Origin of the sequence: Pedobacter sp. KBW06 (assembly GCF_003852525.1) — a bacterium.
In the GTDB taxonomy this organism is placed as follows: domain Bacteria; phylum Bacteroidota; class Bacteroidia; order Sphingobacteriales; family Sphingobacteriaceae; genus Pedobacter.
This window is the reverse complement of the sequence record NZ_QAJL01000001.1, coordinates 1,681,613-1,707,816: the sequence shown is the minus strand read 5'-3', so window position 1 is coordinate 1,707,816 and position 26,204 is coordinate 1,681,613. Positions and strand designations below refer to the sequence as shown.

Genomic DNA, 26,204 nt, shown 5'->3' with positions numbered 1-26,204 from the left:
TCGGTTATATAAAAATAGATTCGTCACCTACTTTTTCTGGTTTATTAGCGTTTTCAGATACTCTTTTTGCATAAATGGTCATTTTTTCTGTAATGCCATTGTTGATGATGTCAAGGTCCGGATCAATAAAAATGTTCTTCTTAAAGAAAGAAGTTTTGATGAAAAATATCCATTTGAACGATTCAAAATCTTCCCCCATGTATTTCACCGGGGTTTTAGGGAATTTCAGGTTATAATCTTCTATGAATTTATAGAACCAATCGCCAAATACCATGTTTTCCGGTGCTTTCGCTTTTACTTTCAGGGGTTCAGGATCGTTGGTGTTTTTATAAAGTTCCAGTTCCAATACCAGCATGCGGTCAAAATCAAGGTGGTCCATGTTGATGTTCAAAGGGCTTGATGGATATTGCCAGATCTTATAAATTTCCGTTGGAATGCTGATCAGCGCCACATAGGCCCACCAGAATAACACCGGGACAAAGAAGGTGACCAGGCTTGTTGCAGCCCAGATTCCAAAGTGAATGTCGCTAAGCCAGTTGAAGGCCAGCTGGAAAAGATAGAAGCTCAGCAGGCAGCTAATTAATATCGCAAATATTACAAAGAACTTTCTCTCAAGCAATTCCTTTGGGTAGTATTTTGTGAACAGGTAGACAAACAGAATTCCGAGTCCTGTATAGTAGATTTGACAAATAATATATCCCCATGGCATAAAATCAAAGCTTAAAAAGCCAAGAAACCCGGGAAGTGCAAGGAATACACTGAGTACTAAAATACTTACTATCAGTCTTTTGTTGTTTAGAAATTGATTTTTCTTGTTGACAATAGAGAGTAGCGCAGCGGAGACGATGAAGATTAAGGGAAAAAGTAAATAACGAATAAAAAATGATTGAACGTCCATTAAATAGTATTTGATGATTTATGCTTAATCTGTTAACAAATATAGTACCTTAAATTTTTTAATATAAAAATGGTATAATTATTAGGGTATGTAGGTTTAAGTATGCGGTAAATAAATATATGAAAGACAGTTTACATTTGAAAAATGATCTCCAGACGGATTTTAAGGCTACAGCCCTGGCTGCGGAACTGATCGAAGCGGGAGATTTCGAGGCCGATCAGATTGCCGTACTTCCTGCCGGTCCCAGAAAAAGGGCATTTGCCAAAGAAATCGGTAGCCATGTTTTTTATTATTCTGAGAGTAAACGCAAGGATTGCATCAATATTGAAAGCCATCAGGAAGGCTTATATGACATGCTGCCGGAAGGCCTTTTTCATAATCCACCTACCGGAAGCTCCGGAATGTCGGAGCAGCAAATGGTTGAAGATGTTCAGTTTAGAAGAGCGGAGGAAAAAGATGCCAGAAAGTTCTTCATGCCTTTCGAAGCAGAGATCAATCACCTGAAGACCATTCTGGAGCTGTATGAAAACAGACTGGATAAAAAAACAACTTATAGCGAGCTCACCAGAATCTTTGCCGCAGAATGGAAAGAATTCGAGTTATTTGATAAAGAACAAAGCATCATCTGGATGCACCTTTTGCCGGTCATTCATCAGAAACGCAACGACGTTACCTTCCTTGGTCAGCTGCTTTCGGTCCTTTTCAAGACTCCGGTGGAGGTATTGATGAAGCAATCGAATGTTAAGCCTAAGTTAATAGACGAGCATATGCAGTTTAAACTTGGTTTCGGTGCGCTTGGGATCAACTCCATCATCGGCAACAGTTTTGCAACAGATGAAGAGGAAATGATCATTAATATTGGGCCTACAACTACACAACGCCTGCTCAGCTTTATGCCCGGGACTGCCCATTCCCGCATCATCGACCTTGCGGTATCTTACCTGGTTCCCGTAGAGACCGAGGTGAAGGTCAACCTGCTCGCCGCTGAGGCCAACAGGTTGGGTTCTTTAGGTGCGGATAGTGAAAATGCTTATCTCGGTTTTACCGTTTACCTCTAATCGAGGATCAGACGGTAATGGATGTTCATGGTGCTGCGGATTTCAAGTTTTGATTTCGTCAGCTCCAGCATGGACTTCCATTCCTCCCTGCTCAGTTCGTTCTGCTGACTGGGCGTGATCACAATATCTGTCGTTTTGATGAAACCTTCTTTTGGGTTTGGTGTCGACATGAGTCCTTTCCGGATGTTTACCGCCTTGATCTTGGTGCCCAGTTCATAGAAACAGAAATTAATAATGTCAGATTGAGTCACGAGTCTGTTTCCGGTAGTGAGGCCGTATTTATAGGCCTGAACGCGGTTTCCTGCATTTAAGCGTGCCCTTCCGCCTTTAGAATTGCTCAGTAGAAACAGACTTTCCGGCATCACTTTACTACTTTCAAAGGATTGCAGATGACTTCCCGAACGAATCTGATTTCCCATTTCCGCATTGGTGGTCCAGAATTCCAGAAACATGATGTCTGCATTGTTCAATGGCTTTACAATCACATAGTTCAGCAGCTCTTTGATCATGCTCAGCTGTGCCTTTGTTTTCTGCTCAATAATGGAGATGTTTTGTTCGAGGTCCTTTAATGAGCTGTTTAAAAAGTCAGAACCATAAGCAGAAAAAGCAGCCTTTTCGTCCCTCAGAAGCTCGAAAAGATAGTCGACAACCTCCTTCGCATTCCTGCCGTCGAAACGCTCTGAACCGCCATAACGGATGGAAAAGGAGCCGACATTACGATCGTCATAATGGGTATGCGGGATTTCTGTATAGGTGTTCCCCAGTTTATCACTGAGGGTCTGTACGGATAAGAACTGTTCATGGTCCTGCAGCTTTACCGGGATGATATTGGTCATCATTTTCAGGCGGTGTTTGATCTCAAACATCCGCTTGTTCACGACCGGAAAGGCATTGGTCGAGATGTGAAGTTCATCGAGCATCACATCAGATATGGCTGCCGGAAACTGCACTTTAAACCAAAGGACCGGCTTTTTAAAGTTGACCAGGCTTCCCGGTTGAAAGACATTTTCAAACTCCTTTGGATAGAGTTGTAAATAAGGATGAGGAAGGAAAATATTCTCGTCGTCGATGCTTAGAAAGCGACTGGAGTAAAAGGCCTGGATGTCTTCATTGAGGAGGTTCAGCACATCGTGCTTTTCAAAGGGTGACTGGAAATTGTTTTCCGGTTCCATATGAAACTTGTTCAGGGAAATGTTGACCGGAGCATTGTTGATCGACCATTTGGACAAAGAAAGGAGGTCGTAGGTATGGTCATTCACGACATAGTTTCTCCAGTCAAAATAAAAGCTCATGCCTTTAAATGTCGGGAGTCCGGGCGCCACTTCCACACCGATATAGATCGTGTTGTTTTCGAGTGAATTCCCCGGAATGGTATTGCTGAGGAGTAGTTTGTTGTGCTGCCCGTCGATCTGAAACAAGTTGTTCCCGTTGGCGAGATAAGAAACCCCGGAGTTGAATACTTTTACCGGTTTCAGCGGACTGAAAAATACGTCTATGGCATTTTCCTTATTCGATTCATTTTTGTCTTTTAACTTTTTCCGGTGGAAAAACTGAGTTTTGGTATCAATGGTCTCTATCGCTTCAAATGGCCTTGCATGAAGGATTGCATGGGCAGGAAGGGCAGAGGTTAAGGTGTCTGAGGCGAGAATTCTGGAGATTTTGTCGAGTATTCTGTTTTCCAGATTTTTAACATCATTGGAAACCCCGAATATTTCGGTGCTCAGGGCTTCGATAATCAGTTTTACCAATGGATCAAAATCATTGGTATTCTTTATTCCCCAATAGTCTTGTGCATTTTTAAGGATTCTATTTCGGATTTCGTCTTTTGAAGAGTAAAATATGTTTTTCATCTTTTAGAGAATGATTAATTTGATGGATTAATGGGACTGTCTATAATTGTGTGCATAGTATCCTTAAAATAGAACAATTTGATTTAGCTGGATAATGGGCTTAAAAACAGACCAGTGTTGAAATAATATTTTTCTCCTGTTATATTCATTTTTCCCCAGATAGAGATATCTACCTTTTTCTTAATTTCTGTAACATTTCTGATGGAAAATATCTTCTCTACCTCACTCATTTTAATTTCTACCTCTACCTGGTACAATCTGGGCTCATATTGCGTGATGGAACGCAATAAGGATTGCCGGAATTTTTCTTCCCAGGTGGTTTCACTTACAATTAATTCGAAATCCAGGTCCCAGATTTCGCATCCGAAATTGCGGTTGTGCCGGTGTTCCCCATACCTGGTGAAAATGATGAGTTCTATGTTCTGAGAGATAGATTTCCCTATATCAGCCTCTTTTAAATCCTTGTTTTCGAAGATGTTTTTTAGTCGAAATGGTTTATTGTATAAGAAATCTGACATGGCGTTATGCTTAAATGGAACAATAATTGGTAAATGGTTAATCAATATTACGTCCAAAAAATGAAATAGGGTGACGTTATAAGAAAATTATAAAAATATGTTTTCGTATTTAAAAACTTAATGCAGCTCAATGCCAAACCAACCATCCCACTATGAAACCAATCAACGCTCAGGAACTTAGCAGATCTTACCGGCTCTTTGTTTTAAACTTTATCCTGCTTACTTCTTTTGCAATTCTTTGTGTATACCTGTTTTTTGTATCCTCAAAATTTGAATACCAGTTGCTGGAAAAGGAAGTGAAGCAAACAGATATGCTGCTCGCCAAAAGAAAAGAGATCAACACCAATTTTGACATGATCCTGCAGCGCTTCCAGCAATTGTCCAAAAACGGTTCTACTGTTATTGGTTCTGTTGAAATGAACAATCAGGCGATCATACTGGAAGACATCCAGAACAAAAACTTCAGGATCCGGGAAATCATCAAAGAACAGAAGTCGGATGCCGGCAGTTTTCAGCTCTACAAAAAGATGACCGATGATGTCGTACAGATGGCAGTGATTCAGGATTCTTTATTGGGGACGAAAGTGGCCATCGCGCGCTTAAAGTACCAGTTGGAATCTTGCCGTAAGACAAATCTGGCCGGAAACAAGAAATTGAAATCAGGAATATTTAAATAAGCACGATGATCAAACTTAGTATAAAAGAAAGAAGAGAGCAGTTTTTGTTTTTTATCGGAATTTTCCTGTTTACCGCTACACTTTTGAGCTTCGGCCTTTTCCACGATTATGGAGATGGTAGGATGGTGTCCAAACAGGACCTCGCAGATAAGTTGTCGCAGAATGCGGAATTTGAAGAAATAGTCAAAGATCAGCGTGCTACAGTAGACACGACTTATAAACAAATCATCAGTTTCGATCCGGGGGTGCAAGCTGTTTTCCTGGAGAATGACATCAAGAACTCGCTGAACTCCATCAAGTCAAATTACGAGAGAAGGGCTTCAGACTTACGCTATAAAACATTTCTTCAGGCCTCACAGTTGTACAATGACTTTTTTTACGATAGGAGAGAACTGAAAGGAAATAACAATGACATGAAAATAGTCGAAAATTCCCTGAAGGACTGTAACCTGTCTACCGATCGTTTGAAACAAACCATGGGCAACCAGAAATAAGAAATAACCGAATAAAAACAATCAAACCACAAGCATATGGCCGATACCACTACCAATGGAAAATCAGTGAGCAGTAATTCGCAGGGATATATATTCCTGTACATATTTATCGCAATACTCGTTCTCGCAGCAATCATCTTTTTCTTTAAGAGCTCCGTCTTTGATAAACGTAATGTTGATGCAAGGATCTTAAAAGATGAGCTTTACCTAAATGAAGACCTTGTATTTACAGACAATACAAAAAATGCCAAAAAATGGCTCTGGGAATTTGGTAATGGCGCCAAATCGAATACGCAAAACGGAAGCTACCGCTATCTGAAATCAGGTTCTTACATCGTAAGGTTAACCGTTGACGGAGAGCTGCGCGAGCAATTCCCGGTAAATATAAGGGATACGGTAAGTATGGCCGTTGATACCGTAGTGAGCATTAACGGTCCTACCTCGGGTGTGGTTAATGAAGAGGTCAGACTCGAAGCCGAAGGAAAAGCCGGTTTATATGAATGGGCTTTTGGAGAAACAGGACGTGTGGATGTGAAAGGAAGAACTGCATTGTACACTTTCCATGCACCGGGAGAATACATGGTGAAGCTCACCACCGACAGAGGACACAGACCAGTGTACCATAAGATCTTTATTACCGATCCGAACGCAGTGATCGATACTGAACTGGTATTGCCGGGAGAAGGTGAACGTAAAGTGATTGATGACATCAGGGCGAGGCTGCAGGCCATTGCCAATGGTGCTGACTTTAACTCTAATTATTATTACCTGACAAGGAAATATATGTGCAACAGCGAAAAGGTGACTGTTGCTGTAGAACAGGATAACGTGAAAAAGTCCAGCGACTTTTATTCTTACTGTATGGGATTAACTTTTGGTGGTGAAATCGTCGTAGATGAAGCACAACTGACCATCAGCCCTACTTCTAACTGTGCCATCCTGGTAAATATCAAACAACATTCAGCCAAGACCGTAAAATAACCATCTATGAAACGAATTATCTCCCTCTTAGTACTCATCACCCAAGCTGCTTTTGTTATGGCACAGTCGCCGGCAGCATTTGGGAAGAAAGTAAAATATATGCCCAAGGCTTTCGAAAAGCCATCTGCGAATACGGATTTAAGTACCGACGGCAAAACGACAAACTTACCCTGGATCGTTTTTTCCGACAGGGATGAAAACTATACGACCACCGCTCCGGGCGGAAGTCTGATCATGAAGAAACTGAACTTTATGGAGCCTTTTTATGTATCCAAAGAAGAAAACGGATACCTGAAACTGATCAAGTACAAAGCAGGAATGATCAGGGGCAGAAAGATCAATGATAAAAAAAGCGCGATCAGCTATGGCTGGATTCCGAAGTCAAAGCTTTTGCTTTGGCAGCGTTCTTATTCCAATCAGAAATCCGGTTATCCGGAGAAATCCATCGCTGTGATCAATGGTAAAATGCCGATGACAGAGTCTAAGTTCTATTATGACAATACCGATTCTGCTTATGTTTACAATTCTCCGGAGTTGAAACAACGTTCGGCAAAAATAAGGCTGCATGAGATCTCTTACATTTTCAAAAAATCTGAAGATGGAAAGAAATACCTGATTGGAAATGAAGATCAGCTCGTGGCAGATAGTGCCAGAAAAAGTGTTTATGGATGGATTGCAGCGGATGCAGTTCATAACTGGGGGAACAGGTTATTCATTTCTCCTTTACAGATCAACTCTTACGAACAAAGTGATTCTGTGGCTTTCGCCCTTCATGGCGTACATATGGACCCGCTTCTGGGTACAAACGACCTGATCCTGAGAAGCTCTCCGGTAGTTGCGGAAGAAGGAAACGGACGTTATGTATTGGGAACTGCAGCCGATGTATACAACAAGTCTGACAATAAAGTCATCACGATCAGCGGTTCGGCATTGCCTTACCTGAGCTATCTTGACCTGAGAAAGAACATTCATAAAATCAATGTGGTTTTTGTAGTCGACGGCGGAAGTCCGATGACCAGGTATTTCTCCGGATTGACGAACACGATTCAGTCATTTGAAAATGTTTTCAATGAATATGGTAAAAAACACAATTTAAGCTATGGTGCTGTGGTTTACAGAGATGGGGTAAGTTGCGCGGCTACAGGAATTTTAAGTTCTCCGTCTTTATCCCCGGATTACAGAACACTGATGTCTTTCCTTTCTAAAGAAGCGAAGAAAACAGAAGGATGCAATGGAAGGATTGCCCACCAGCCGGTTTATGATGGGATTAAAGCAGGCTTAAACCTGTTAAAAAATCACCATAATGAAACCAACCTGATCGTATTGATCGGAAGTACCGGAAATGAAGGTGCTACAGCTTACCGTTTGAACCAGCTGACAGAAGATTTTGCACAGGTAGACGCGAGATTGCTGGCCATCCAGATGTATAGCGATTACGATCAGTTGTTTAACAACTTTGTATTGCAGTCTAAGAAATTAGTATCTGACGCAGCAGTTTATGCGGCAGACAGAAAGAAAAGATTTTTGGTAAAAGGAGAAGGATTAAATAGTACTCAGGCTTACAATACAAGTAAACTGGATTCCATTTCTTACTACCTGGATTACCCTAAAAACAGTTTGATTCAGGGTGGGGTAGTTTTCCCGACAAAAGGATCTGTGAATTCTGCGGAATCCATGAACATTGCCCTGAAACGTTTCATCAAAGAAACGGATATGGACATCAACAGCCAGATCAGCTCCCTGGATAGTGCCTTCCGCTTAACCGGGATAGAACGCAAGAATTTATCGGTTACCGTAGAATCACAGCTGGAAGCTCCGGTATATGGTGATGTAGCGGATAAAATGCCGCACAATGCATTTAAATATTACATGACCAATTCAGTTGCCGACGACATTGTGGCCAAGAATAAGTCCCTGTTGCAATACTCGGTGGTCTTAAATACCATGGAATTCAAACAACTGAACGATATTTTTTCTTTAATGATCGGTCAGAACCTTCAGCCGGATCAGTCTTCCTTCAGAAGTAAACTGGTAAAGAATTACATCAATATTCAACGTCAGTTGTTAGACATGGACGTTTCCAACAGCGACATCAGGAAAATGAGCCTGGCCAAATATTTCAGGACGGTAACGGGTTTACCGATTCAAAATGACCTGTTAAACAAATACACGGTGGTGGATTTGAAGAGAGGAAGTAAAATGCCGCAGGTAGATTTTGAGAACTATTTGAAATTTTTGATCGGTTCGAGTGAGCGCATCAAGAGAAGTACTCAGGTTGGTCAGCAGTTCATTTCCAACGGAAAGACTTATTACTACATCACGGAGCAGAATTTTGTTGCACCTGTTGAAAAAGAAACCCCTTAGCATTTAAATTATGAGTCTTACAAATATCAGTGAATCAGTAAAATTAGCCATCAGGGTTGCACAATCTTTGGCTAAGGAATACCATAACCCGGAATTTACTGCGGCACACCTGTTGAAAGGGTTGATGCATAAAGAGGTGGGCTTGAGACAGTTTTTATCGTCTATCGGCAAAGATGAGGAATACATCAGCGAATGGGCAGAAGTAAGAATCGAAGAACTGGATAAGACGGCTTCGGCTCCGGACGAAGTCAAAGGAAGTCCGGAGATTGCAAAGGTTTTTGAAGAAGCGGATCACATCCGGATCAAGCTGGGGCTGGACCTGATTACACCGGTATGCGTCCTTACGGCATTGTGTAAGCCTACCATCGGTTTTAAACCAGATGAGTTGAAATCATTCCCGATCAGGGAAAGAGAACTGCTGGACCTGTACATCAAGGATGAAGAAATTCAGCAGGTGGTTTCCCCGGCAGGAGGAGCTGGGAAAGAAGCTAAATCTTCGGGTGCAGCAAGTGCATTGCACAAATACTGTATCGACCGGATTGCCCTTGCCAGAGATGGAAAGACAGATCCGATCATCGGCAGGGACCGGGAAGCAAGGATGATCATGGAGATCCTTTGCAGGCGCACCAAACCGAATGTGATCATCACCGGTGATGCAGGGGTAGGTAAAACTGCGCTTGTGGATGGTTTTGCACAGGATGTCATTGCAGATAACGTTCCTGAACTGCTCAAAGGAGTTCAGCTTTTTGAACTCGACCTGGGTTCATTAATCGCAGGCGCTTCTTATAAGGGGGAGATTGAAGACCGCCTGAAGAACATCCTGAAAGAGATCAAACAATTTGATAAAGCGGTGTTGTTTATTGATGAGATCCATACCCTTCTTGACAATAAAGGTCCTATTGGTGGGGGAGTGGGCAATTTGCTCAAACCGGAACTGGCCAGAGGAGAAATCACCGTGATCGGTGCAACCACGATTGATGAATACCGTAAAATTATAGAACCTGAACAGGCTTTCAGCAGAAGGTTTGAAGTGCTGCAGGTCAATGAACCGAATGAGGCTTCAGCGATTAAAATGCTGGAGAAACTAAAGGAAAAATATGAGGACCACCACCAGCTGAAAATTCAGCCGGATTCGATCCCTGAATGTGTGAGGCTGGCAAAACGTTATATGAAAGACCGCCGTCTGCCGGATTCCGCTTTTGACTTGCTGGACAGGACCATGGCCGCCATGAAAATGATGAACGATACTTCTGACAAAGTTTTGGAAGAATTGTCCGCCAGGCTTAACGAGCTGGAAACTTTGGAAGAAGAAGCCGAAACCAGGCTGGCAGATTACCGCTGGTTGTACAGCCAGCTGATGGATAAGGTGAGCCCGGTGCTGCTGGGTCAGCTGACCGACGAAACGCAGGTAGAAGCCTTTGAAACGATCGAAGAGTATCGGGATTACCTGAGCAAGAACCTGGCAGCGTTAAAATTACTGGCAGCGCAGAAAACGGATGAAGTCCACAAGCAGGACATCGCTTCTGTGGTGTCTTATAAAACCGGAATTCCTTTAGGAAAAATCCAGGCTCAGGAAAAAGAAAAACTCCTGAATATGGAGCAGTTTCTGAAGCGAAGGGTAGTTGGACAGGACCAGGCTTTAAGGGCGGTTTCGGATGCGATTCTGGAATCCCGAAGCGGACTGAACAAAAAAGGACAACCGATCGGATCGTTTTTCTTATTGGGGCCAACAGGAACCGGTAAAACAGAACTTGCCAAATCCATCGCCGAGTTTCTCTTTAATGATGAGAAAGCAATGATCCGTTTTGACATGTCCGAATTTAAGGAAGAACATTCTGCAGCCTTGCTGTATGGTGCGCCTCCGGGATATGTGGGTTATGAAGAAGGTGGTTTATTGGTGAATAAAATCAGGCAGCAGCCTTATTCGGTCCTGCTCTTTGATGAGATTGAAAAAGCACACCCTTCGGTCTTTGATACTTTCCTTCAGATTTTAGATGAAGGACATATGCACGACAGGTTGGGTAAAGAAGGTGACTTCTCCAACTCCCTGATCTTGTTTACTTCGAATATTGGAAGTGAATGGATTGCGGAGCAGGTGGCCAAAGGAGAGATCCCTACTTCACAACAGCTGATGGAAATCATGGCCCGACATTTCAGACCTGAGTTTTTAGCGCGTTTATCGGAGATTGTGCCTTTTGCACCGATTTCAGAGCACAATGTGGTGCGCATCTTTGAAATTCAGCTGAAGAGCTTAATCGATGCACTGGACAAACAAGGCATTGCTTTTGAGATAGAACCGGAAGCGGTCAGGATGCTGGCCCTGAGTGGTTTTACCCCAAAATACGGTGCCAGGCAGTTGTCGGGAGTGATCAGGAATGAGCTGAGAAGGCCGATTTCCAAATATATCATCTCCGGAGAACTGAAAAAAGGAAACCTGATTGTGATTAAAAAACACGAAAACGAGGAGCGTCTGGAATGGGAAATTATCGGTCAAAGCGCTGTAACTGAACTGGAAAACAAAATATAGGTAAATAATGTTTTCTTAATTAAATTCAATATTTTTAATAAAAAAAAGATCTTAAACCCTTAAATATCAACACTATGTTTAACTATGAAATTGGCGGTAACGAAAGAAAAATAGATACCTCCGAAGCGTTTGCAGACATTGCCTATAATAAAACTTTATTCATACAGAAGCTGACAGATAATGATCCGATCAAGCCTGAAAAAGTAGAGGGTTTGAAAACTGTACAGGAAGTTTTTAACCATTATAAACCAAAGGTAAATGTTGCATTTGAAAGAGAAGACGGATCTACCACACCTGAGACCCTTCATTTCAGCAACCTTGGTGACTTTGCCGTGAAGCACATCATCACCCAAAGTACCCACCTGAGCAATGTGAACATCGAAAGGGAAATGTCCCTGAATGTGATCAAGCAACTGAAGTCGAACAAGACTTTGAAAGCTACGCTTGATGATGAAGAAACAAAAAGTGCTTTTATCAGTGCTTTGAAAAATTTTGTGGCTGAATTAGAAGAGAATAAATAATTCAGTAATCCCCGAAGAACGACTTAAAAATATTAGCATGGCAACTCCAGAAGAACAAAAAATAGCACAGGATTCATCACAGGAAACGGCATTTAAGCCCGCGGAAAAGCAAAGTCAGGAGAAACTTTCCCTTCAGGACAGTTTGGATAAACTGGCAAGAGTAGGTGGTTTTGATCTGTTGGAAGCAACAGTAGATGGTTTACAGAACTTAAATCCGGAAAGAAAAGCAAGAAAGCAGATCTTCCTGACCGGTGATGAAAAGAAAAAGGAAAGAGAAGAACTGAAAAAGAAAATCCAGTTGTGGATTGACGTATTGGAGGGTTCTGATTCTGTAGCTTCTATGGTAGATAAAAGCACAGAGAAATTGAAAAATGCAGAAGAAAACCTGAATAAGAACATTGCTTCTGCATTGGAAAGTACCAGAGAGCTGGAGCAGGCCTACCGTTCAGTAAACCTGTTCTATCAAAATACAGAAGCAGACAAAGTGAAGAATGTGATCATGATGAATGCTTCAATGGACCAGATCAAAGACCTGGACAATCCAAGGTTTATCGATTATGTAAGCGATGAGCTGAAACAAAAATACGACAGGCTTGACCTTCGCGAGAACTACTCTTTAATGGTAATCCCTGGTTATATGGGCTCCAATAAAGTGGTAGAAAAATGGAGCAAGATCGCCTATGAAAACAAGGCAATGCTCGTAACTGATTTCGCGGATCTTGATCAGCCGGATGATGTGATTGACTTGTTTACAGCTGCGAACCTGACCGGTGGCGATGCCTTCAAATCAAATACCATCATGACCTGTAACTGGCTGGTAGGAAGAGGGAAAGTTGCTGAAGTAGGTGAAGAAGACGATTTAACCGTACCGGGATCTGCAGCTTTGGCTGGTAAGATGTATTACACCCTGATGTCGCAGGTAACTGCAGGTAAAAAACATGGTGCCATCAACGATATCGACGGTGTGAAGTTTGACCTGAAGAAAAGCGAGATCTCCCACCTGGAAAGGATTGGTTTGGTGCCTATGGTAAACGAGTATGGAAAAGTAATGGCCTTCTCGGCCAAGACCTTGTTCAACGGAGATAACATCGGTCTGCAGACTTATTCTGTAGTACGTGTATTTGATTACGTGACCAAAGTATTGTTCGACTTCCTGAACAGAAGGGCATTTGAAAACTGGACTTCTAAGACAGAACAGGACCTCCGCGGACAGATCGTGAAATTCCTGGATGGCATTCAGGGACCTGAGCGTTTGATCGAGCGTTTTAAAATCATGCGTTTTGAGCGTGATGAAGTACAGAAAGATAAAATCCACCTGGACATTCACATTACTCCTTATTTCCCTGCAAAAAGTTTCGTGGTGAAACTTGATGGTCAGAAAGGGGAGGATGAGGAAACCACCTGGAGCTCAGAATATGCGCAGCAATAGCTAATAATTTTTTTCTTTTTTAAACAATATCCGGACAGATTGAATAAATCTGCTCCGGATTTTTTTTTAAGCCGGATTGCATTTCCTGACTTAACAATTTCTTTATAATTTAGCACCTCAATGTTTACTTAGGCCGGGGAATAAATGAAACAAGTATTGATCATCAATGGTGATCCTGAAAAGACCGCTGCGACAAGCCACCTGATCCAGGCCTACCATAAAGGAGCCGCGGATGCCGGTGCACATGTAAAGGAAATTGCAATTATTGACCTGATCTTTAATTCCAATAAGCAATTCAACAACCGGGTTCCTGAACTGGAGCCGGATTTGAAGCGCGCACTGGACATGATCATGTGGGCAAACCATGTCGTTTTATTCTGTCCGGTATATTTATCATCTATCCCTACACGGATCAAAGGTTTTTTCGACAGGCTCTTTATGCCTGATCAGGTTTTTGTGTCCAAGTTCCAGAACATCAGCAATAACTTCAGCGGCAAATCCGCACGCATCATCTCGATTCTGGATGAAGAGACTTTTGAGTATTGGAAACAAGACAAGAAAGTAACTTACCTGTCTATAAAAAGAAACGTTTTTGAAAACTGCCGCTTTCATCCGGTCCATACCAGTACCATTGGTCAGTTGTATTCCCTTGAGAATGATTACAGTAAGAAATGGCTGAGGAAACTGGAGAGCTTCGGTTCCAAGATGATGTAAGACCGCGAAAAGAAAGGATTTTTATTTTTTCAGGAAGAAAATGACTTATTGCGCCGGAAAGCGCGTTTTGAAAATATTTTTATTTATTTTCCGATATCCTCTTGATTATTAGGTAATAATGGCAAACTTTTTGACGTTATAGGACTAGTTAATTAAATAACAACCCTAAAACCAAAAGTTATGGCTTTCAAAGCAAGATTAGACTTTTCGGGCAAGGAGTACGATGTACTTCACTGTGCCTATTCCCTAAACCGTGATGTAGATGCAAAAGGAAGACCTTCTTCCGGAGTGTATGGTGGAACGATCGATATCGAGATCGAATCAACTGAAGATACCTCTGTCATCGAAGCAATGGTAAACAACCAGTACAAACCTTTAACCGGAACTTTACTGATCAAAAAATCAGAAGAAGATGCGAAGATGAAGGAAGTTCATTTTGAAGACGGATATATTGTGAAATATTCCGAAGGAATCAATATCGTTGGGGACAACCCGATGACCTTGAAATTCCAGATCTCTGCCCGTAAACTGAAACTCGGCAACGCTGAGCACACCAACGACTGGCCAAAGGCATAATTCAAATTCAGGAAGTTTAACATTCAAAAAACATTATCATGGCATTTAAAACCAGACTGAACTTAGGTTCAAAAGAATTCGATGTGCTGCAGTGCAGCTTTTCATTGAACAGGGACGTAGACGCAAAAGGACGTCCGTCATCAGGTGTTTACGGTGGAACAATCCATCTTGAAGTAGAATCTACAGAAGATACTTCAGTGATCGAATCTATGGTAAATAACCAGTACAAGCCACTTTCAGGCACGATCACCTTTAAAAAAGGCGAAGAAGACGCAAAGATGAAGGAATTGTCTTTCGAAGACAGCTACATCATCCAGTACAATGAGGGTATTGCCGTTAACGACAATACGCCAATGACTTTAAGTTTTGTAATATCGGCGCGCAAATTGAAGATCGGTAACGCAGAACATATCAACGACTGGCCAAAAGCATAGGCTTTTTCCAATCCGTAAAAAATACGCAGGACCAATTGCTGGTCCTGCTTTTTTTTGAAAATAAGCCATATCCTTGTCCAGTTTTTAGACAGGTTGCAGAGATGTTCAACAGAAAGGAATGGGGGCAGCGTCCCCAATCAGCCGCTGGGGCTTGTTCAGCAAGGAGGAAGTCGGAATTTCGATATTGGCAGACTTTTTGTTATTATTGTGAATAGTAAATAAAAATATTTCACCCAAAAAATAAAGTTATGGCTTTCAAAGCAAGATTAAACTTTTCGGGCAAGGAGTACGATGTACTTCATTGTTCTTATTCCCTCAACCGTGATGTAGATGCAAAAGGAAGACCTTCTTCCGGAGTGTATGGCGGAACAATCAACATAGAGATTGAATCGACCGAAGACACTTCAATCGTGGAGTCCATGGTAAACAATCAATACAAACCTTTAACCGGTACGCTTCTGATCAAAAAAACAGAAGAAGATGCGAAGATGAAAGAACTTCATTTTGAGGATGGATACATCGTTAAGTATTCCGAAGGAATCAATATCGTTGGGGACAACCCAATGACCTTGAAATTCCAGATCTCTGCCCGTAAACTGAAGCTTGGCAATGCTGAGCATACCAACGACTGGCCGAAAGCGTAACCTGCCTTCCTTTTATTTCCTCATCTTTTTATAGCAGCATACTGTTATATCAGATATTGATTTAATTTTAGGGAAGAAATCAATTCACAACATTATTGACAAATTAAAATAATACTATCATGGCTTTTAAAACCAGATTGACTTTAGGATCTAAAGAATTCGATGTGCTGCAATGCAGTTTTTCATTAAACAGAGATGTTGACGCAAAAGGTCGCCCATCTTCAGGTGTTTATGGTGGAACTATTCACATTGAAGTGGAATCTACTGAGGATACTTCAATCATTGAATCAATGGTAAACAACCAATACAAAGCATTATCAGGAAATATCATCTTCAAAAAAGGGGAAGAGGATGCAAAGATGAAGGAACTTTCATTTGAAGATGGTTATATCATTCAGTACAATGAAGGAATTGCGGTGAATGACAATACCCCTATGACTTTAAGCTTTGTCATTTCTGCAAGGAAATTGAAACTGGGCAACGCTGAGCATACCAACGATTGGCCAAAAGCCTAGTGGGAAGGTAAATTAAGGCCGGTCTTCGGACTGGCTTTGACTATTCATTGATTTAATGCGCTTAGAATCATCTACCTATGATACTCTATAAAAAGGATACCCCTTATTTTAGCATTACATTCGACCTTGCCCGAAATGAATTTAAAGTGCTGCAGCGCTGGAAGTACGACTGGAACAATGTTCCGGGTACAAGCCAGTGGACGTATGCGGAAACGAAAGATTTTCATAGCAAGGTGGAAAGGCTCATTCGATCAGTCTGGGGAGCGAAGCTATTGCTGAAGCTGAGCCCCGGATCGATATTGCCTTCAAATTACCATCCCTCTGTGATCAAAACTTCTTTTGACGTCAGCTGGGTCCTCGACAATAGTGCGCACTGGACAGTAGCGGCCAATAAGATCAGCGCAGGAACCTATCCTAAAACCGATCTCCGCTGGAATACGCGGAAAGTACAGCTGGATTCTGTTGATCAATGCCCTCCGGCTCATGCATTCGGGCATAAAGGAACTCCTGTATGTTACCATCCTACCAGTTATCGTGCAGAAGGTGTTGCCTGGGAAAATTCGCTTCGTGATTTTCCGGGGATGATGAATACCGGCACAGAACTTAAACAAACACACCTGGCTTTCATTAAACAAACCATCAACGGTCTCATTCCTGGAGTTAAATTCGAACTGAGCTATGGTCATTAGAGCGCCATATCACCTGATCGCATTTTGCGCGATGCTGCTGATGGGATGCCTTGGAAATCCAGGGTCTGTTCATGACCGGGAGCTTGCTGGTTCCAATGAAACAATTTTAAAAAGATTGTCGCCGGAAGAGGCATTGCGGAAGTTCGGGAAGCCTTTGGCTACCGATTCTTTTGACCTTTCCAGGCCACTCTCTGAATTTAGAATAGAAATTTACAATTACGTGCCTGAAGGGGAACGTAATTCCCGCGATATAAAGATTAAAGAATATACCTGGGCCTACAATAGTCAGGATAACATCACCGTATGGTACCGGCAAAATCAGGGGACCTGGGAATACGCACACTACAGCATCTGGAAAAAAGATGCTCAGTTTTAAGTGGCCCGGGATAACCCGTTTAAGCTAAAAATCAACCTAACCGCTAAAGTTCTGAAGGATGGAAAAGAAAATAAATCTGGAAATACACATTGATGATGCGAAAATCATTCATTTTAACTCACTGAGAATTACTCAGGCCTTTAACCGCCACCATGAATTTGAACTCATCATTAACCAGGATGTGATTGAACAAACCGGATCATTCCGGATTGACCAGTCTAAATCCTGGGTAGGGAAAAGTTTTATTGTCAGCATTGACCAGGGAAACATGGACTTTAAGGGCCTGGTTTGTGAAGTTAACCTGGCGCAGAGTCATGGCTTAAGAGGAAACCTGATCATCAAGGGCTTCTCACCAACCATTCTGCTGGAAACGGGAGGGAACCTGGTTTCCTACAGCGAGATGAAGCTGGAGGAGATCGTAAAAAAAATCACTTCGTCACTGGCTGGCAATGAAATGGAGTTTGGCATCAAACCAGGTTACGATTCAGCTTTAAAATACATCACTCAGTTTAAGGAGAGTAATTTCTCTTTCTTAAACAGGCTGAGCTCTGAATATGGAGAGTTTTTCTATTATGATGGAAAGGTCTTACATTTTGGAAAACCTTCTTCAGCAACTTCGGTTTCCCTCGTACATGGGCAAAACCTGAACTTCATGAACATGGCGGTGAGGATTCAGCCGATGGAGTTCTCTTACTATTCCTATCGTTCTGAGGAAGACAACAGGTTGTCTACCGGATCAGCGAACCTCAGTAAAGGATTAAACGATTATGCACAACATGCTTTTCAGGAATCGAATTCGGTATTTGAAAGTAAGGTGAATGCACCGGTTAAACCGAGGGTCGAGAATAAAAGTCAGCTGGAACAACTGGCCGATAAACATAAGGCAGCCATGGCATCCAATCTTTCCGATCTTACTGGAGAGAGTACGAATACAGCACTCAATATCGGGAGCATTGCCGATGTGCAGGTGTCTCACCGGGTGGGTGCTGCGGCATTTAGTCAGGATTCCGTAGGGAAATTTTTGGTAACCGAAATTACACATCAGATAGATGGCCTGGGACGTTATAACAATACCTTTAAAGGTGTGCCTTCCAATACGGAGGTGTTGCCGGTTGCACATATTCAGGCACCCCAGGCAGAAGCCCAGATTGCCATCGTTACCGATAACAATGATCCCTCCCAAACAGGAAGGATAAAAGTACAGATGCTTTGGCAGAAAGACAATTCGACTACAGACTGGATCCGGGTACTGACTCCTGATGCGGGAACAAGTGAACCTTTTTCTAAAAACAGGGGTTATGTCTTTATTCCGGAGGTGGGCGATCAGGTGGTGGTGGGTTTCCGTTACAATGATCCCGACCGTCCCTTTGTGATGGGAAGTATCTTCCATGGAAATACAGGTGCCGGAGGTTCGAGTTCAAATCATATGAAAAGTATTGCCACCAGAAGCGGACACCTGATTGAGTTCAATGACGGGCCATCGGGGCATGGGATCACCATTACTGATGTCAAGAAAAACATCATCCACATCGACACCACCGGCAGTAACATTACCATCACTGCAAACGAAAACATGACCTTGAATTCGAAGAACATGCAGATCAATGTGGCGGAGAACCTGAACATACAGGTTGGAAAAAATATCCTGACCACTGCAGGAAACAATATGAATACACAGGTAGGCGTAAACCATGAGATCAGGGTGAGCGCCGATTATCAGCTGTATGCCGCGAATATTACCGAGATGGCGGTGGAAGCCTACCAAAGTGAGGCAACCAATATCACCAAGACAGCCACAGGGAACCTGACGTATAACAGCGCGGAAGGAAATGTGGTTAAACATGCCGCCAAAGCCATTAAGAACAATAGCGGAGATAAAAGTAATTTATTTTAGATCGTTGATCGGTAAAACAGGGCATCATGATTGGGAAAGGCAACATCATAAAAATAGCGAATGGGACCATGCGGGAAACTGCAGCTCAGGATTATACGGCCTATGCAAAGGACATTCATACCAATGCTGGACAAAAGATTCAGGAGACTTCCACGGATGGGATTGAATACGGTGATCCGGATAAAATGGTGGTCAAGGAAGACCTGGTGAACATCACCGTGGGGCTTTTCTTTGACGGAACCGGAAACAACAGGAAAAATGTATCCCATCGCGAATCCGGGAATAGTGAGGTTTATCGGAAGGTATCAGGAACGAAGATGTATTGGCAGGACAATACGAGTTATGAAAATGACCGTACCAATGTAGACCACCTCGAGAAAATGTACAAGAAACAAGCACTTTACTTTTCTATTTATGTGGAGGGGATCGGAACTTCAGATGATAATTTTGACAATGTTCCCAATATGGGGACAGGCACCGGGGTAACCGGAGTGAGGGCAAAGGTAAAGCGTGGTTGTGAGGAATTGGCGAAACAGATCAAGGCACGCAGCAGCAAGAATATAGATACCCTTACGGTCGACGTATTTGGTTTTAGCAGGGGCGCTGCTGCAGCAAGGAATTTTGTCTATGAGATCACCAAGGCACCTTATAAGGCGAGAAAGTCGGAAACCGAAGATGGCACTGCCTTGTATTTTGATACGGACGGTTTTCCCGCTTCCAAAGAAGAAATGCCTGCACGCGGACAGTTTGGGGTTCATCTGGAACTGAAAAAGTTAAAGATAAGCCGGGTAAAGATCCGTTTTGCAGGTTTGTATGATACCGTTTCTGCCTTTGGGATCAAGCACAGCAATGATGTCACGGAACTGAACCTGAATGCCATCGATCAGGCCTCCAATATCGTTCACCTGACTGCTGCTGATGAACATAGAGAGAAATTCGAGCTGACTTCAGTTTCTACCGGAATTGAAATCTCCCTCCCTGGTGTGCACTCGGATGTGGGGGGAAGTTACCGGGATAATGTGAATGAGGAAGTCTCCCTCGCAGAAGAAATGTTGTCCTTCCTGAACAGGGAAAAACTCATCAATGCGGAAAAGAACAAGCTGATTGCACAGGGCTGGTACAGGGAACAGCAAATGTCGCAGCCTGATCCTTATAAACTCGTTGGAAACAGGGTGTTGAGTAATAAATACAGCCTTATTCCGCTTCATCTGATGTTCGAATTCGGAAAGAAAATTTGTGAATTCGAAGATGGGCAAATCGATAGCAAGCATAAAATACCGGCAGCACCATTGCGCAATTCGGACCTTTCTTTAGTGGATGTGTACACGAGACTGAGGAATTTTGCCATACTCAAGACCGCTCCGGCCCTGGTCTTTAACACTGCCGGGCAATTGCAATCCATCAAAAATATGGTAGACCATGGCGTTTATCCAGCTGCCAAATACAATGAAACGGTAAGAGACCGGAACATGTTATACGAATTAAGGAACAGATACCTGCATTTTTCTTCCAGCTGGGATGGAGTTGGAAAAGAACCTTCGATCAATGATCAGGGAGAAAGAGAAAGGGTTGTTTTTAACAAAAGGCCATGAGAAAACTCCTCTTATTATTAATTACGCTCAGCTCATTTACCATAAGCTCTTGTCAGGAAAAGATGAAAAAATACGAATGGTTACCTACAGAATGTGCGCCGGAAAATTATCCGGCAGAAATTTACAGCGGTTTTTTCTATTACGGAACTAAAGGCAGTATCTACATCCCCAATGGAAGAACGGTAGACTATGGCTGGGGAGAGAACGGCTCTGTAAATATTGCCGGAGAACAATTAAAAGAAGCGCCTCAGCGACTGGAATTGTCCTGGATCTCTTATGCTGAAAAGAAAAATTATGCCGGCAAATTTGAGCTGGATACCAGGAAAATAGATTCGCTGTTTGCGGAAGGATATCCGGATGATGTGGAAGGTGGGCGTGGTACTTATCAAATGATTAAGGTGGGAATGGCTCCCGGAGGCGATGTCGTCGTCTGGTTGTCGGGGGTTAGAAATAAGCAGGTGGAGGTCGGCCATTTTAAAGCAAGTCCGGTCGGGGAGCTGGATTGGAAGAAGATTTATCCCGATATGGATGGGACGATGCTGCAATACATCGATGCAAGGCTGCAAAAGCTTCCGGAAGAGATTCAGACAGCGATAAAAAACGGAAAGATTCCCTACGACTATTGGGAAGGTTTGAGAAAACGGTATCTCTGGAAAGCAGTGATCGAAAGTACGGCCACGATTACGCGGATAGACCTGGACTATTTCAATAAGGAACGTGATTTTGTTTTCGGGGAGGCTTTAAAGCACATCACTGATCAGCAGGCCGGGGTAATAGAAGAGCTGAATGTTTACTGGCTGGATGATCAGAAAAGAGAATTGAGAACGGAAATCAAATTTGATGAAAAAGAAGCTTTTGCCGTGTTTTCAAATCTTAAGGAAAATGAAAAAGGGGAATTGCTGATCTTATTGGATAAAGGTAAACAGGATGCGACGGTAAAGCTGAAGATCGGGGATAAGGAAATCCCTTTTAAGGAGATAAAAACCCAAAGCTTTTTTAGATAAGTCAGTTTGATCAGGATATGGAAGAAAAGACAAATACGATGGAAAGCGATCAGATCGCGGTACAGTTTGGCGGTAATTTTTCGCTGAAGCTGCAGTTGGTGGCACCTTATTTTAGCAGGTCTTACGGTTTGCTGATCAATTATAAGGAAGGGGAGAGTGAAGATGCAGTCAAATATGAACTGATGGTCAGCTATGTCAAAACCATTCCTGAGGTGGCAAGGATTTTCAAAATAGAACGCACAAGCATGGTTTACATCAATGATGTAGCCCCAAATACGACGATAGATGAGCTTTCTTATCAGGCAGGGCAGGTGTTTTATCCCTTGTCGGTTGCTGTTGACTTTGATGGGGCGTACCTGGAAGTGCATAACCGGGAGGAGATTATAGAAAGATGGCCTACCCATAAAAGGAAACTACAGGAATACTTTAAAGGAGAAGCGGTAGAACGGTATTTAAAATTGATGGAAGAGGTGATTTATGATGAATGGTCTTTAAATGAATGTTTCAGAAAAGATTTGTTCATCAGCAGTTATTTCTGTTCTATTTATAAGCCTTATACATCGGATTTAGTGGTTAAGGATGATTTGTTCTTTCCTGTGACCGGAGAAGGTGCAGGAATGAGTTTTGAAACCGAACAGTTCACTGAACCTTATTTGAATGATTCGGGAGAGATCATACTGAGGCATAAGGGGACCGTTAAAGACGAACGGCCGATGCCGGAGATCGAAGAAGGAGAGGCCTTGACAGGTGATTATACCGCAAGGTATTTATTGTCGGCACAGACTAAGTCGATTCAATCTATAGTAGCGACATGGAATCCGGGCGGTCCGGTTAAGCAGTCGGTAGAGCTGTTGCTGTTTAGAACGGGAGAAGCAGAAGAACAGGGAAGCCTAAATACTGATCCGCATAAAGCAGGGAACCTCGTGTTTTTAGATGGCCCTGAACAGCGTTCTGAATCCGGGATTTCGAAAATGTTTAATACACTATTTGGTAAATAAAGAATTTAAAAAGGAAGGCCATGGCAGAAAAACATTTGGTAGTACAAGGGGCAATATGTCAATGCAATTTTGGGACTGTGCCGGATAAATTAAAGGTCTTGACGCACCAGAAAGAATATGCTAACGATAAGGATGCATCAAAGAAATTGATTGCGAGCAACAAGGATATTGGCGCTACCCTGGAAAAAAATACTTTTGGAAGCTGTGCCAGGCAAATGAATAAACCCTGCCAGGCAGTGATCACAGAATGGACGGGATTTTACGAGAAGACCACATTGACCCATGGAGGTAAGATTTTGCTGGAAGACAGTAAGGCTACCTGTCCGATTGGAGGAAAGGACTGCATTTTAATTCTCAACCACGGGCAGATTGCAGAAGCGAGCAGTGAGAATTTTGAAAAGGCAAAACCAGCTGTGTCTAAAGCTTTAAATCCGGCTGTTGACATCAGGGAAGTGACGCAGCCTGAATTCAATGATGAAGGTAATGCCAATAGTACATTTTCTAACCCTCAGGTATAAAAAGTATGTTAAAAGGTGTAAAAAAAATCAGATGGACCGGAAAGGGAACGGTATATACCAATCGCTCTATACCTAATCAGAAATTGATTATTGCGCCCGACCAATGGGTGTATTTCGAAGTTGGAGAGTGGTTCCCCGGGACTACTGCTGCGGATAAGAAGAAAAACATGACCTGGTTCAGGCTTGGCGAAAACAGAAGACTGGAATTCTTTAAGAAATCTATCCCCTCAGATGAATGTTATGCATGTCAGATCACCAGAAAAAAATGCGGCAGTTACCTGTTTTATGTAGAGGCCTGTCTGTCTGGAATAAAAGATCCAAAGAACAATACGGGCTTGTATGTGGGTGGTTATTGTCCGCCGAAAGTGGTGAGTTCCCAATGGACACTGGATGAACCCGGAAATGATACACAGCTTACGATCAATAATCCTACAGAATATGGCAGGGCATTGAAACTGCATCTGGAAACGGAAGGTTTAAACGGAAATTACTGTACTGTAGTAGTTTTTAATGCGGAAGTGGGAACTGATCTGCCTTTAAAAAAGACGTATCGCGTGCGCTGTGTGAACGGAGAAATTGATGTGAATATTCCTGCTGCAGATACGATGGGCTGGAATACTGAAATTGGATTTAAGCAGGCAAAAGAGCAGTTTTATATTCAGTTGAAGTCGGATGGCGTAAATGGCTATATTCCTGATGCCAAGGGGGCGTTTATGCATGCCACACATTTATACCTGAACAACAAGATTGGAACCTTTGTGCAGAAGACATTTGGTACTGCGGTTAAAACGGCGAAAACCGGAAAAGCGGAAGTTTCTATTCAGAAATTTGGCTGTGGCTTTGAACGGATCTGGATTAGCGACAGGGGAGCGGATGTGATCGTTTTCGATCATAAAAAGGAATTGAACTATGCAAAGAGCATTACGAAATTCAAGTTTGACCTCAAGGTTTACTATGATACTGATCAGTCTGTGATCAAATCTGAAGCAAAACCTGTACTTGACAATCTGGTGAAATTTCTAAAGCTTAGTCCGGGGACACCAATGCTGATTGAATCACATGCCGACATCAGGCAGGGAGATGCTTATAACCAGAACCTTTCTGAGGCGCGTTCTGATGCGATCCATAGTTACCTGAATACCCATGGGGTGACCAATAAAATTACTTCAAAAGGACTGGGAGAGTCGGAGTCAAGACAGTACATCTACCTGGATAAAAAGGATACGCATGAGCATAAGATGAACCGCCGGAGTGTGCTTACCTTTTTTACACCGGCACTAAACCCATTGCTTTACAATACGATTGTGCCAACGAATGAAAGTCCGGTGAGCATGGATTTTAATGTGGTCAATTTTAAAATAGATAACTGTATTTATGATAAAGGAGATAAACGAAGACATGTCACTGATAAAGTCTTTTATAAGGAACTGACAAACGAAGGGGCGGTCAGGACCGTTGGTAAAGATATTTCAGTGAGCAGCGGTATGTTTAAATCCAATGTATTCTCTGATATGGAAGAGATGATCTTGCCGATCGTCATGACACCAGGCAAAGCATCCCGTCCAAACAGCTTTGAATATTACATCAACTGCTGCAATTATTTTCCTGATAAAACCAAACCGACGATTTTAATCCTGGCTTACAGTGATGCGGTGTGGATGCTTCATGCGCAGTACGACTATCAGGAAGAATTTTTCTTTTCGAGCAGAGGTACCACCCAAAGGGTGACCATGGTGAAAGGAATTGATACGATTTATAATAAAGCGAAGCCTTATCTGGATATGTATTTCCGGGCAGTGAAGATAATCCCTATGATGATGGTAACCGGATTCGTACAGGAATTGCTGGTAGGTTATATTAAGGATCAGTCTAATATGTATAGCCTGGGGTATCATCAACGCTGGAACTGGACGGGTGGTCTTTATAATGGGTATGGGAGGCAAAAAGATTATACAGCGGAGTATAGAATTGCAGTAGAAGTAGCAATTCTGACGCTTACTGTACTGGTGATTGTGGTGGAGGTCCTGATCATGATCCTTACTGCAGGGGAAAGTGCTGCCGCCAAACTGCCAAGACTGAAGAAACTGATCAAAGGAGTCCAGGAAGCCCAAAAGTTAAAGAAGGAAATAGAGGATTTAGGATTTGAGTTTATATTTCCTCAGGTGGCGGTAAACAGGGGCTTCTATTATCATAAAGGAAAAGATGGGGATATCTATTTTATGATAGAGGAGAACGTGACGGCGAATCCGCTCATCGAGATTAAATATGAAAAGAAGTTTACACTGGCTAAAAGGATTGTAGCTGACCTTTATAAGAAAACCAAGGAGGAAAAGGCAGCACAAACTGATGAAGAGAAAGATAAAGAAGGGAAAGAAAAGGCAGTTGTAGGAAAAGGTATTCAGGATTTGTTGGAAAAGATGGGTAATGACGCGAGTCTCACACTCACTTTTAGTGGTAAAATTTCTGCAGGATATAGCGTGAAATTTGCCATTCCTGTAAATGCAGGATACCTTAAAAAAGGACCGGTTACGGTTGTTAACCGTCTGAATAAAGCGCTGAACAATAGCTCGGGTAAAATCGTAAGTGGAGAAAAGATTGTAGGTAAGGTCGTATTGGAGGCTAAGGGAAGAGTACAAAATCAATTTTGGGCCCCTGTCCGGAAATATTTGCCATCTTTAGAACTGAATGCCGGAATTAAACTGAACATCGAAAGTTATATTTCTCATGAACGGACTTATGGGGTGGATATCCAGATGAACCCTTTTTATAAGGATATGATCTACTTTTCCGGAATTAAGGGGAGTGTAATGATTAGTTTGAGTACGAAGAGAGGAAACGACAAAGCTATAGACATTATTAAGCCTGAACCAATGAATTTTGTTTTAATGGATCCGGAAACGATAACGGTAGCAGATGTAAAATTGTATTAATAT

At 42.4% G+C, this 26,204-nt stretch carries 24 protein-coding genes; 21 read left to right on the top strand and 3 right to left on the bottom strand.

Annotation, left to right across the window (positions count from 1 at the left end; genetic code table 11):
- Positions 1–4 precede the first annotated feature (4 nt).
- Entirely contained in the window at positions 5–898 is an 894-nt protein-coding gene (locus DBR43_RS06825) for a TssN family type VI secretion system protein (RefSeq protein WP_124579129.1), read from the bottom strand.
- Between the two features lie 119 nt (positions 899–1,017).
- Here DBR43_RS06825 and DBR43_RS06820 point away from each other — a divergent pair, with 119 nt between their 5' ends.
- The gene (locus DBR43_RS06820; RefSeq protein WP_124579127.1) at positions 1,018–1,956 is read left to right on the top strand and encodes a type VI secretion system baseplate subunit TssG; all 939 of its coding nucleotides are present in this window, start codon (positions 1,018–1,020) and stop codon (positions 1,954–1,956) included.
- Here DBR43_RS06820 and DBR43_RS06815 read toward each other — a convergent pair.
- Both DBR43_RS06815 and DBR43_RS06810 read right to left on the bottom strand, forming a co-directional pair.
- On the bottom strand, positions 1,953–3,806 hold the full coding sequence (locus DBR43_RS06815) for a type VI secretion system baseplate subunit TssF (protein ID WP_124579125.1): 1,854 nt from the start codon (positions 3,804–3,806) through the stop codon (positions 1,953–1,955). The genes DBR43_RS06820 and DBR43_RS06815 overlap by 4 nt on opposite strands.
- A gap of 83 nt (positions 3,807–3,889) precedes the next feature.
- On the bottom strand, positions 3,890–4,324 hold the full coding sequence (locus DBR43_RS06810) for a GPW/gp25 family protein (RefSeq protein ID WP_074609939.1): 435 nt from the start codon (positions 4,322–4,324) through the stop codon (positions 3,890–3,892).
- 152 nt (positions 4,325–4,476) lie between these two features.
- On the opposite strand from DBR43_RS06810, the gene DBR43_RS06805 reads away from it, so the two are divergent.
- The 20 genes from DBR43_RS06805 to DBR43_RS06710 all read left to right on the top strand — a co-directional run bounded on the left by DBR43_RS06805 (position 4,477) and on the right by DBR43_RS06710 (position 26,201).
- Entirely contained in the window at positions 4,477–5,001 is a 525-nt protein-coding gene (locus DBR43_RS06805) for a hypothetical protein (RefSeq protein WP_124579123.1), read from the top strand.
- A 5-nt stretch (positions 5,002–5,006) separates the two neighbouring features.
- Positions 5,007–5,495, top strand: a complete 489-nt coding sequence (locus DBR43_RS06800; RefSeq protein ID WP_124579121.1) for a type VI secretion system transmembrane protein TssO — start codon at positions 5,007–5,009, stop codon at positions 5,493–5,495.
- A 36-nt stretch (positions 5,496–5,531) separates the two neighbouring features.
- On the top strand, positions 5,532–6,476 hold the full coding sequence (locus DBR43_RS06795) for a PKD domain-containing protein (protein WP_124579119.1): 945 nt from the start codon (positions 5,532–5,534) through the stop codon (positions 6,474–6,476).
- 6 nt (positions 6,477–6,482) lie between these two features.
- Positions 6,483–8,840 carry a type VI secretion system protein TssR domain-containing protein gene (gene tssR / locus DBR43_RS06790; RefSeq protein WP_124579117.1) on the top strand — a complete coding sequence of 786 codons (2,358 nt, stop codon included), beginning with the start codon at positions 6,483–6,485 and terminating at the stop codon, positions 8,838–8,840.
- A 10-nt stretch (positions 8,841–8,850) separates the two neighbouring features.
- The gene (locus DBR43_RS06785; RefSeq protein ID WP_124579115.1) at positions 8,851–11,367 is read left to right on the top strand and encodes an ATP-dependent Clp protease ATP-binding subunit; all 2,517 of its coding nucleotides are present in this window, start codon (positions 8,851–8,853) and stop codon (positions 11,365–11,367) included.
- A 74-nt stretch (positions 11,368–11,441) separates the two neighbouring features.
- On the top strand, positions 11,442–11,888 hold the full coding sequence (locus DBR43_RS06780) for a hypothetical protein (protein ID WP_124579113.1): 447 nt from the start codon (positions 11,442–11,444) through the stop codon (positions 11,886–11,888).
- Between the two features lie 37 nt (positions 11,889–11,925).
- Positions 11,926–13,317: a DUF5458 family protein gene (locus tag DBR43_RS06775; protein WP_124579111.1), complete on the top strand. Its 1,392-nt coding sequence runs from the start codon at positions 11,926–11,928 to the stop codon at positions 13,315–13,317.
- Between the two features lie 144 nt (positions 13,318–13,461).
- Positions 13,462–14,031 (top strand): NAD(P)H-dependent oxidoreductase, encoded by a 570-nt coding sequence (locus DBR43_RS06770; RefSeq protein WP_074609953.1) that lies wholly within the window; start codon positions 13,462–13,464, stop codon positions 14,029–14,031.
- A 180-nt stretch (positions 14,032–14,211) separates the two neighbouring features.
- Positions 14,212–14,607, top strand: coding sequence for a type VI secretion system tube protein TssD (gene tssD, locus DBR43_RS06765; protein WP_069377473.1), 396 nt, complete (start codon positions 14,212–14,214; stop codon positions 14,605–14,607).
- Between the two features lie 38 nt (positions 14,608–14,645).
- A complete protein-coding gene (tssD, locus tag DBR43_RS06760; RefSeq protein WP_069377472.1) occupies positions 14,646–15,041 on the top strand; it encodes a type VI secretion system tube protein TssD in 396 nt (131 codons plus the stop codon).
- 248 nt (positions 15,042–15,289) lie between these two features.
- Positions 15,290–15,685 carry a type VI secretion system tube protein TssD gene (gene tssD / locus DBR43_RS06755; protein ID WP_073230876.1) on the top strand — a complete coding sequence of 132 codons (396 nt, stop codon included), beginning with the start codon at positions 15,290–15,292 and terminating at the stop codon, positions 15,683–15,685.
- A 119-nt stretch (positions 15,686–15,804) separates the two neighbouring features.
- Entirely contained in the window at positions 15,805–16,200 is a 396-nt protein-coding gene (gene tssD, locus DBR43_RS06750) for a type VI secretion system tube protein TssD (protein ID WP_124579110.1), read from the top strand.
- Between the two features lie 77 nt (positions 16,201–16,277).
- On the top strand, positions 16,278–16,889 hold the full coding sequence (locus tag DBR43_RS06745; RefSeq protein ID WP_124579108.1) for a hypothetical protein: 612 nt from the start codon (positions 16,278–16,280) through the stop codon (positions 16,887–16,889).
- Positions 16,879–17,265, top strand: coding sequence for a hypothetical protein (locus tag DBR43_RS06740; protein WP_124579106.1), 387 nt, complete (start codon positions 16,879–16,881; stop codon positions 17,263–17,265). Before DBR43_RS06745 ends, DBR43_RS06740 begins: the two co-directional genes overlap by 11 nt.
- 58 nt (positions 17,266–17,323) lie before the next feature.
- Entirely contained in the window at positions 17,324–19,159 is a 1,836-nt protein-coding gene (locus tag DBR43_RS06735) for a type VI secretion system Vgr family protein (protein ID WP_124579104.1), read from the top strand.
- A gap of 26 nt (positions 19,160–19,185) precedes the next feature.
- Complete coding sequence (locus DBR43_RS06730) at positions 19,186–20,751, top strand: T6SS phospholipase effector Tle1-like catalytic domain-containing protein (RefSeq protein ID WP_124579102.1); 1,566 nt, start codon at positions 19,186–19,188, stop codon at positions 20,749–20,751.
- Positions 20,748–21,755, top strand: a complete 1,008-nt coding sequence (locus tag DBR43_RS06725; RefSeq protein ID WP_124579101.1) for a DUF2931 family protein — start codon at positions 20,748–20,750, stop codon at positions 21,753–21,755. The genes DBR43_RS06730 and DBR43_RS06725 overlap by 4 nt, the downstream gene beginning before the upstream one ends.
- A 17-nt stretch (positions 21,756–21,772) precedes the next feature.
- Positions 21,773–22,753, top strand: coding sequence for a hypothetical protein (locus tag DBR43_RS06720; RefSeq protein WP_124579100.1), 981 nt, complete (start codon positions 21,773–21,775; stop codon positions 22,751–22,753).
- Positions 22,754–22,773: 20 nt separating this feature from the next.
- Positions 22,774–23,271 carry a DUF4280 domain-containing protein gene (locus DBR43_RS06715; RefSeq protein WP_124579099.1) on the top strand — a complete coding sequence of 166 codons (498 nt, stop codon included), beginning with the start codon at positions 22,774–22,776 and terminating at the stop codon, positions 23,269–23,271.
- Between the two features lie 5 nt (positions 23,272–23,276).
- A complete protein-coding gene (locus DBR43_RS06710; RefSeq protein ID WP_124579098.1) occupies positions 23,277–26,201 on the top strand; it encodes an OmpA family protein in 2,925 nt (974 codons plus the stop codon).
- The last annotated feature ends 3 nt before the right edge of the window (positions 26,202–26,204 follow it).

What these genes read in the sequence shown, in the direction of transcription:
- DBR43_RS06805 (WP_124579123.1), top strand. Translation starts at nt 4,477, where the DNA reads ATGAAACCAATCAACGCTCAGGAACTTAGCAGATCTTACCGGCTCTTT.
- DBR43_RS06735 (WP_124579104.1), top strand. Translation starts at nt 17,324, where the DNA reads ATGGAAAAGAAAATAAATCTGGAAATACACATTGATGATGCGAAAATC.
- DBR43_RS06795 (WP_124579119.1), top strand. Translation starts at nt 5,532, where the DNA reads ATGGCCGATACCACTACCAATGGAAAATCAGTGAGCAGTAATTCGCAG.
- DBR43_RS06810 (WP_074609939.1), bottom strand. Translation starts at nt 4,324, where the DNA reads ATGTCAGATTTCTTATACAATAAACCATTTCGACTAAAAAACATCTTC.
- tssD (WP_069377472.1), top strand. Translation starts at nt 14,646, where the DNA reads ATGGCATTTAAAACCAGACTGAACTTAGGTTCAAAAGAATTCGATGTG.
- DBR43_RS06710 (WP_124579098.1), top strand. Translation starts at nt 23,277, where the DNA reads ATGTTAAAAGGTGTAAAAAAAATCAGATGGACCGGAAAGGGAACGGTA.
- DBR43_RS06775 (WP_124579111.1), top strand. Translation starts at nt 11,926, where the DNA reads ATGGCAACTCCAGAAGAACAAAAAATAGCACAGGATTCATCACAGGAA.
- DBR43_RS06825 (WP_124579129.1), bottom strand. Translation starts at nt 898, where the DNA reads ATGGACGTTCAATCATTTTTTATTCGTTATTTACTTTTTCCCTTAATC.
- tssR (WP_124579117.1), top strand. Translation starts at nt 6,483, where the DNA reads ATGAAACGAATTATCTCCCTCTTAGTACTCATCACCCAAGCTGCTTTT.
- tssD (WP_069377473.1), top strand. Translation starts at nt 14,212, where the DNA reads ATGGCTTTCAAAGCAAGATTAGACTTTTCGGGCAAGGAGTACGATGTA.
- tssD (WP_073230876.1), top strand. Translation starts at nt 15,290, where the DNA reads ATGGCTTTCAAAGCAAGATTAAACTTTTCGGGCAAGGAGTACGATGTA.
- DBR43_RS06720 (WP_124579100.1), top strand. Translation starts at nt 21,773, where the DNA reads ATGGAAGAAAAGACAAATACGATGGAAAGCGATCAGATCGCGGTACAG.
- DBR43_RS06785 (WP_124579115.1), top strand. Translation starts at nt 8,851, where the DNA reads ATGAGTCTTACAAATATCAGTGAATCAGTAAAATTAGCCATCAGGGTT.
- DBR43_RS06745 (WP_124579108.1), top strand. Translation starts at nt 16,278, where the DNA reads ATGATACTCTATAAAAAGGATACCCCTTATTTTAGCATTACATTCGAC.
- tssD (WP_124579110.1), top strand. Translation starts at nt 15,805, where the DNA reads ATGGCTTTTAAAACCAGATTGACTTTAGGATCTAAAGAATTCGATGTG.
- DBR43_RS06730 (WP_124579102.1), top strand. Translation starts at nt 19,186, where the DNA reads ATGATTGGGAAAGGCAACATCATAAAAATAGCGAATGGGACCATGCGG.
- DBR43_RS06715 (WP_124579099.1), top strand. Translation starts at nt 22,774, where the DNA reads ATGGCAGAAAAACATTTGGTAGTACAAGGGGCAATATGTCAATGCAAT.
- DBR43_RS06820 (WP_124579127.1), top strand. Translation starts at nt 1,018, where the DNA reads ATGAAAGACAGTTTACATTTGAAAAATGATCTCCAGACGGATTTTAAG.
- DBR43_RS06740 (WP_124579106.1), top strand. Translation starts at nt 16,879, where the DNA reads ATGGTCATTAGAGCGCCATATCACCTGATCGCATTTTGCGCGATGCTG.
- DBR43_RS06770 (WP_074609953.1), top strand. Translation starts at nt 13,462, where the DNA reads ATGAAACAAGTATTGATCATCAATGGTGATCCTGAAAAGACCGCTGCG.
- DBR43_RS06815 (WP_124579125.1), bottom strand. Translation starts at nt 3,806, where the DNA reads ATGAAAAACATATTTTACTCTTCAAAAGACGAAATCCGAAATAGAATC.
- DBR43_RS06725 (WP_124579101.1), top strand. Translation starts at nt 20,748, where the DNA reads ATGAGAAAACTCCTCTTATTATTAATTACGCTCAGCTCATTTACCATA.
- DBR43_RS06780 (WP_124579113.1), top strand. Translation starts at nt 11,442, where the DNA reads ATGTTTAACTATGAAATTGGCGGTAACGAAAGAAAAATAGATACCTCC.
- DBR43_RS06800 (WP_124579121.1), top strand. Translation starts at nt 5,007, where the DNA reads ATGATCAAACTTAGTATAAAAGAAAGAAGAGAGCAGTTTTTGTTTTTT.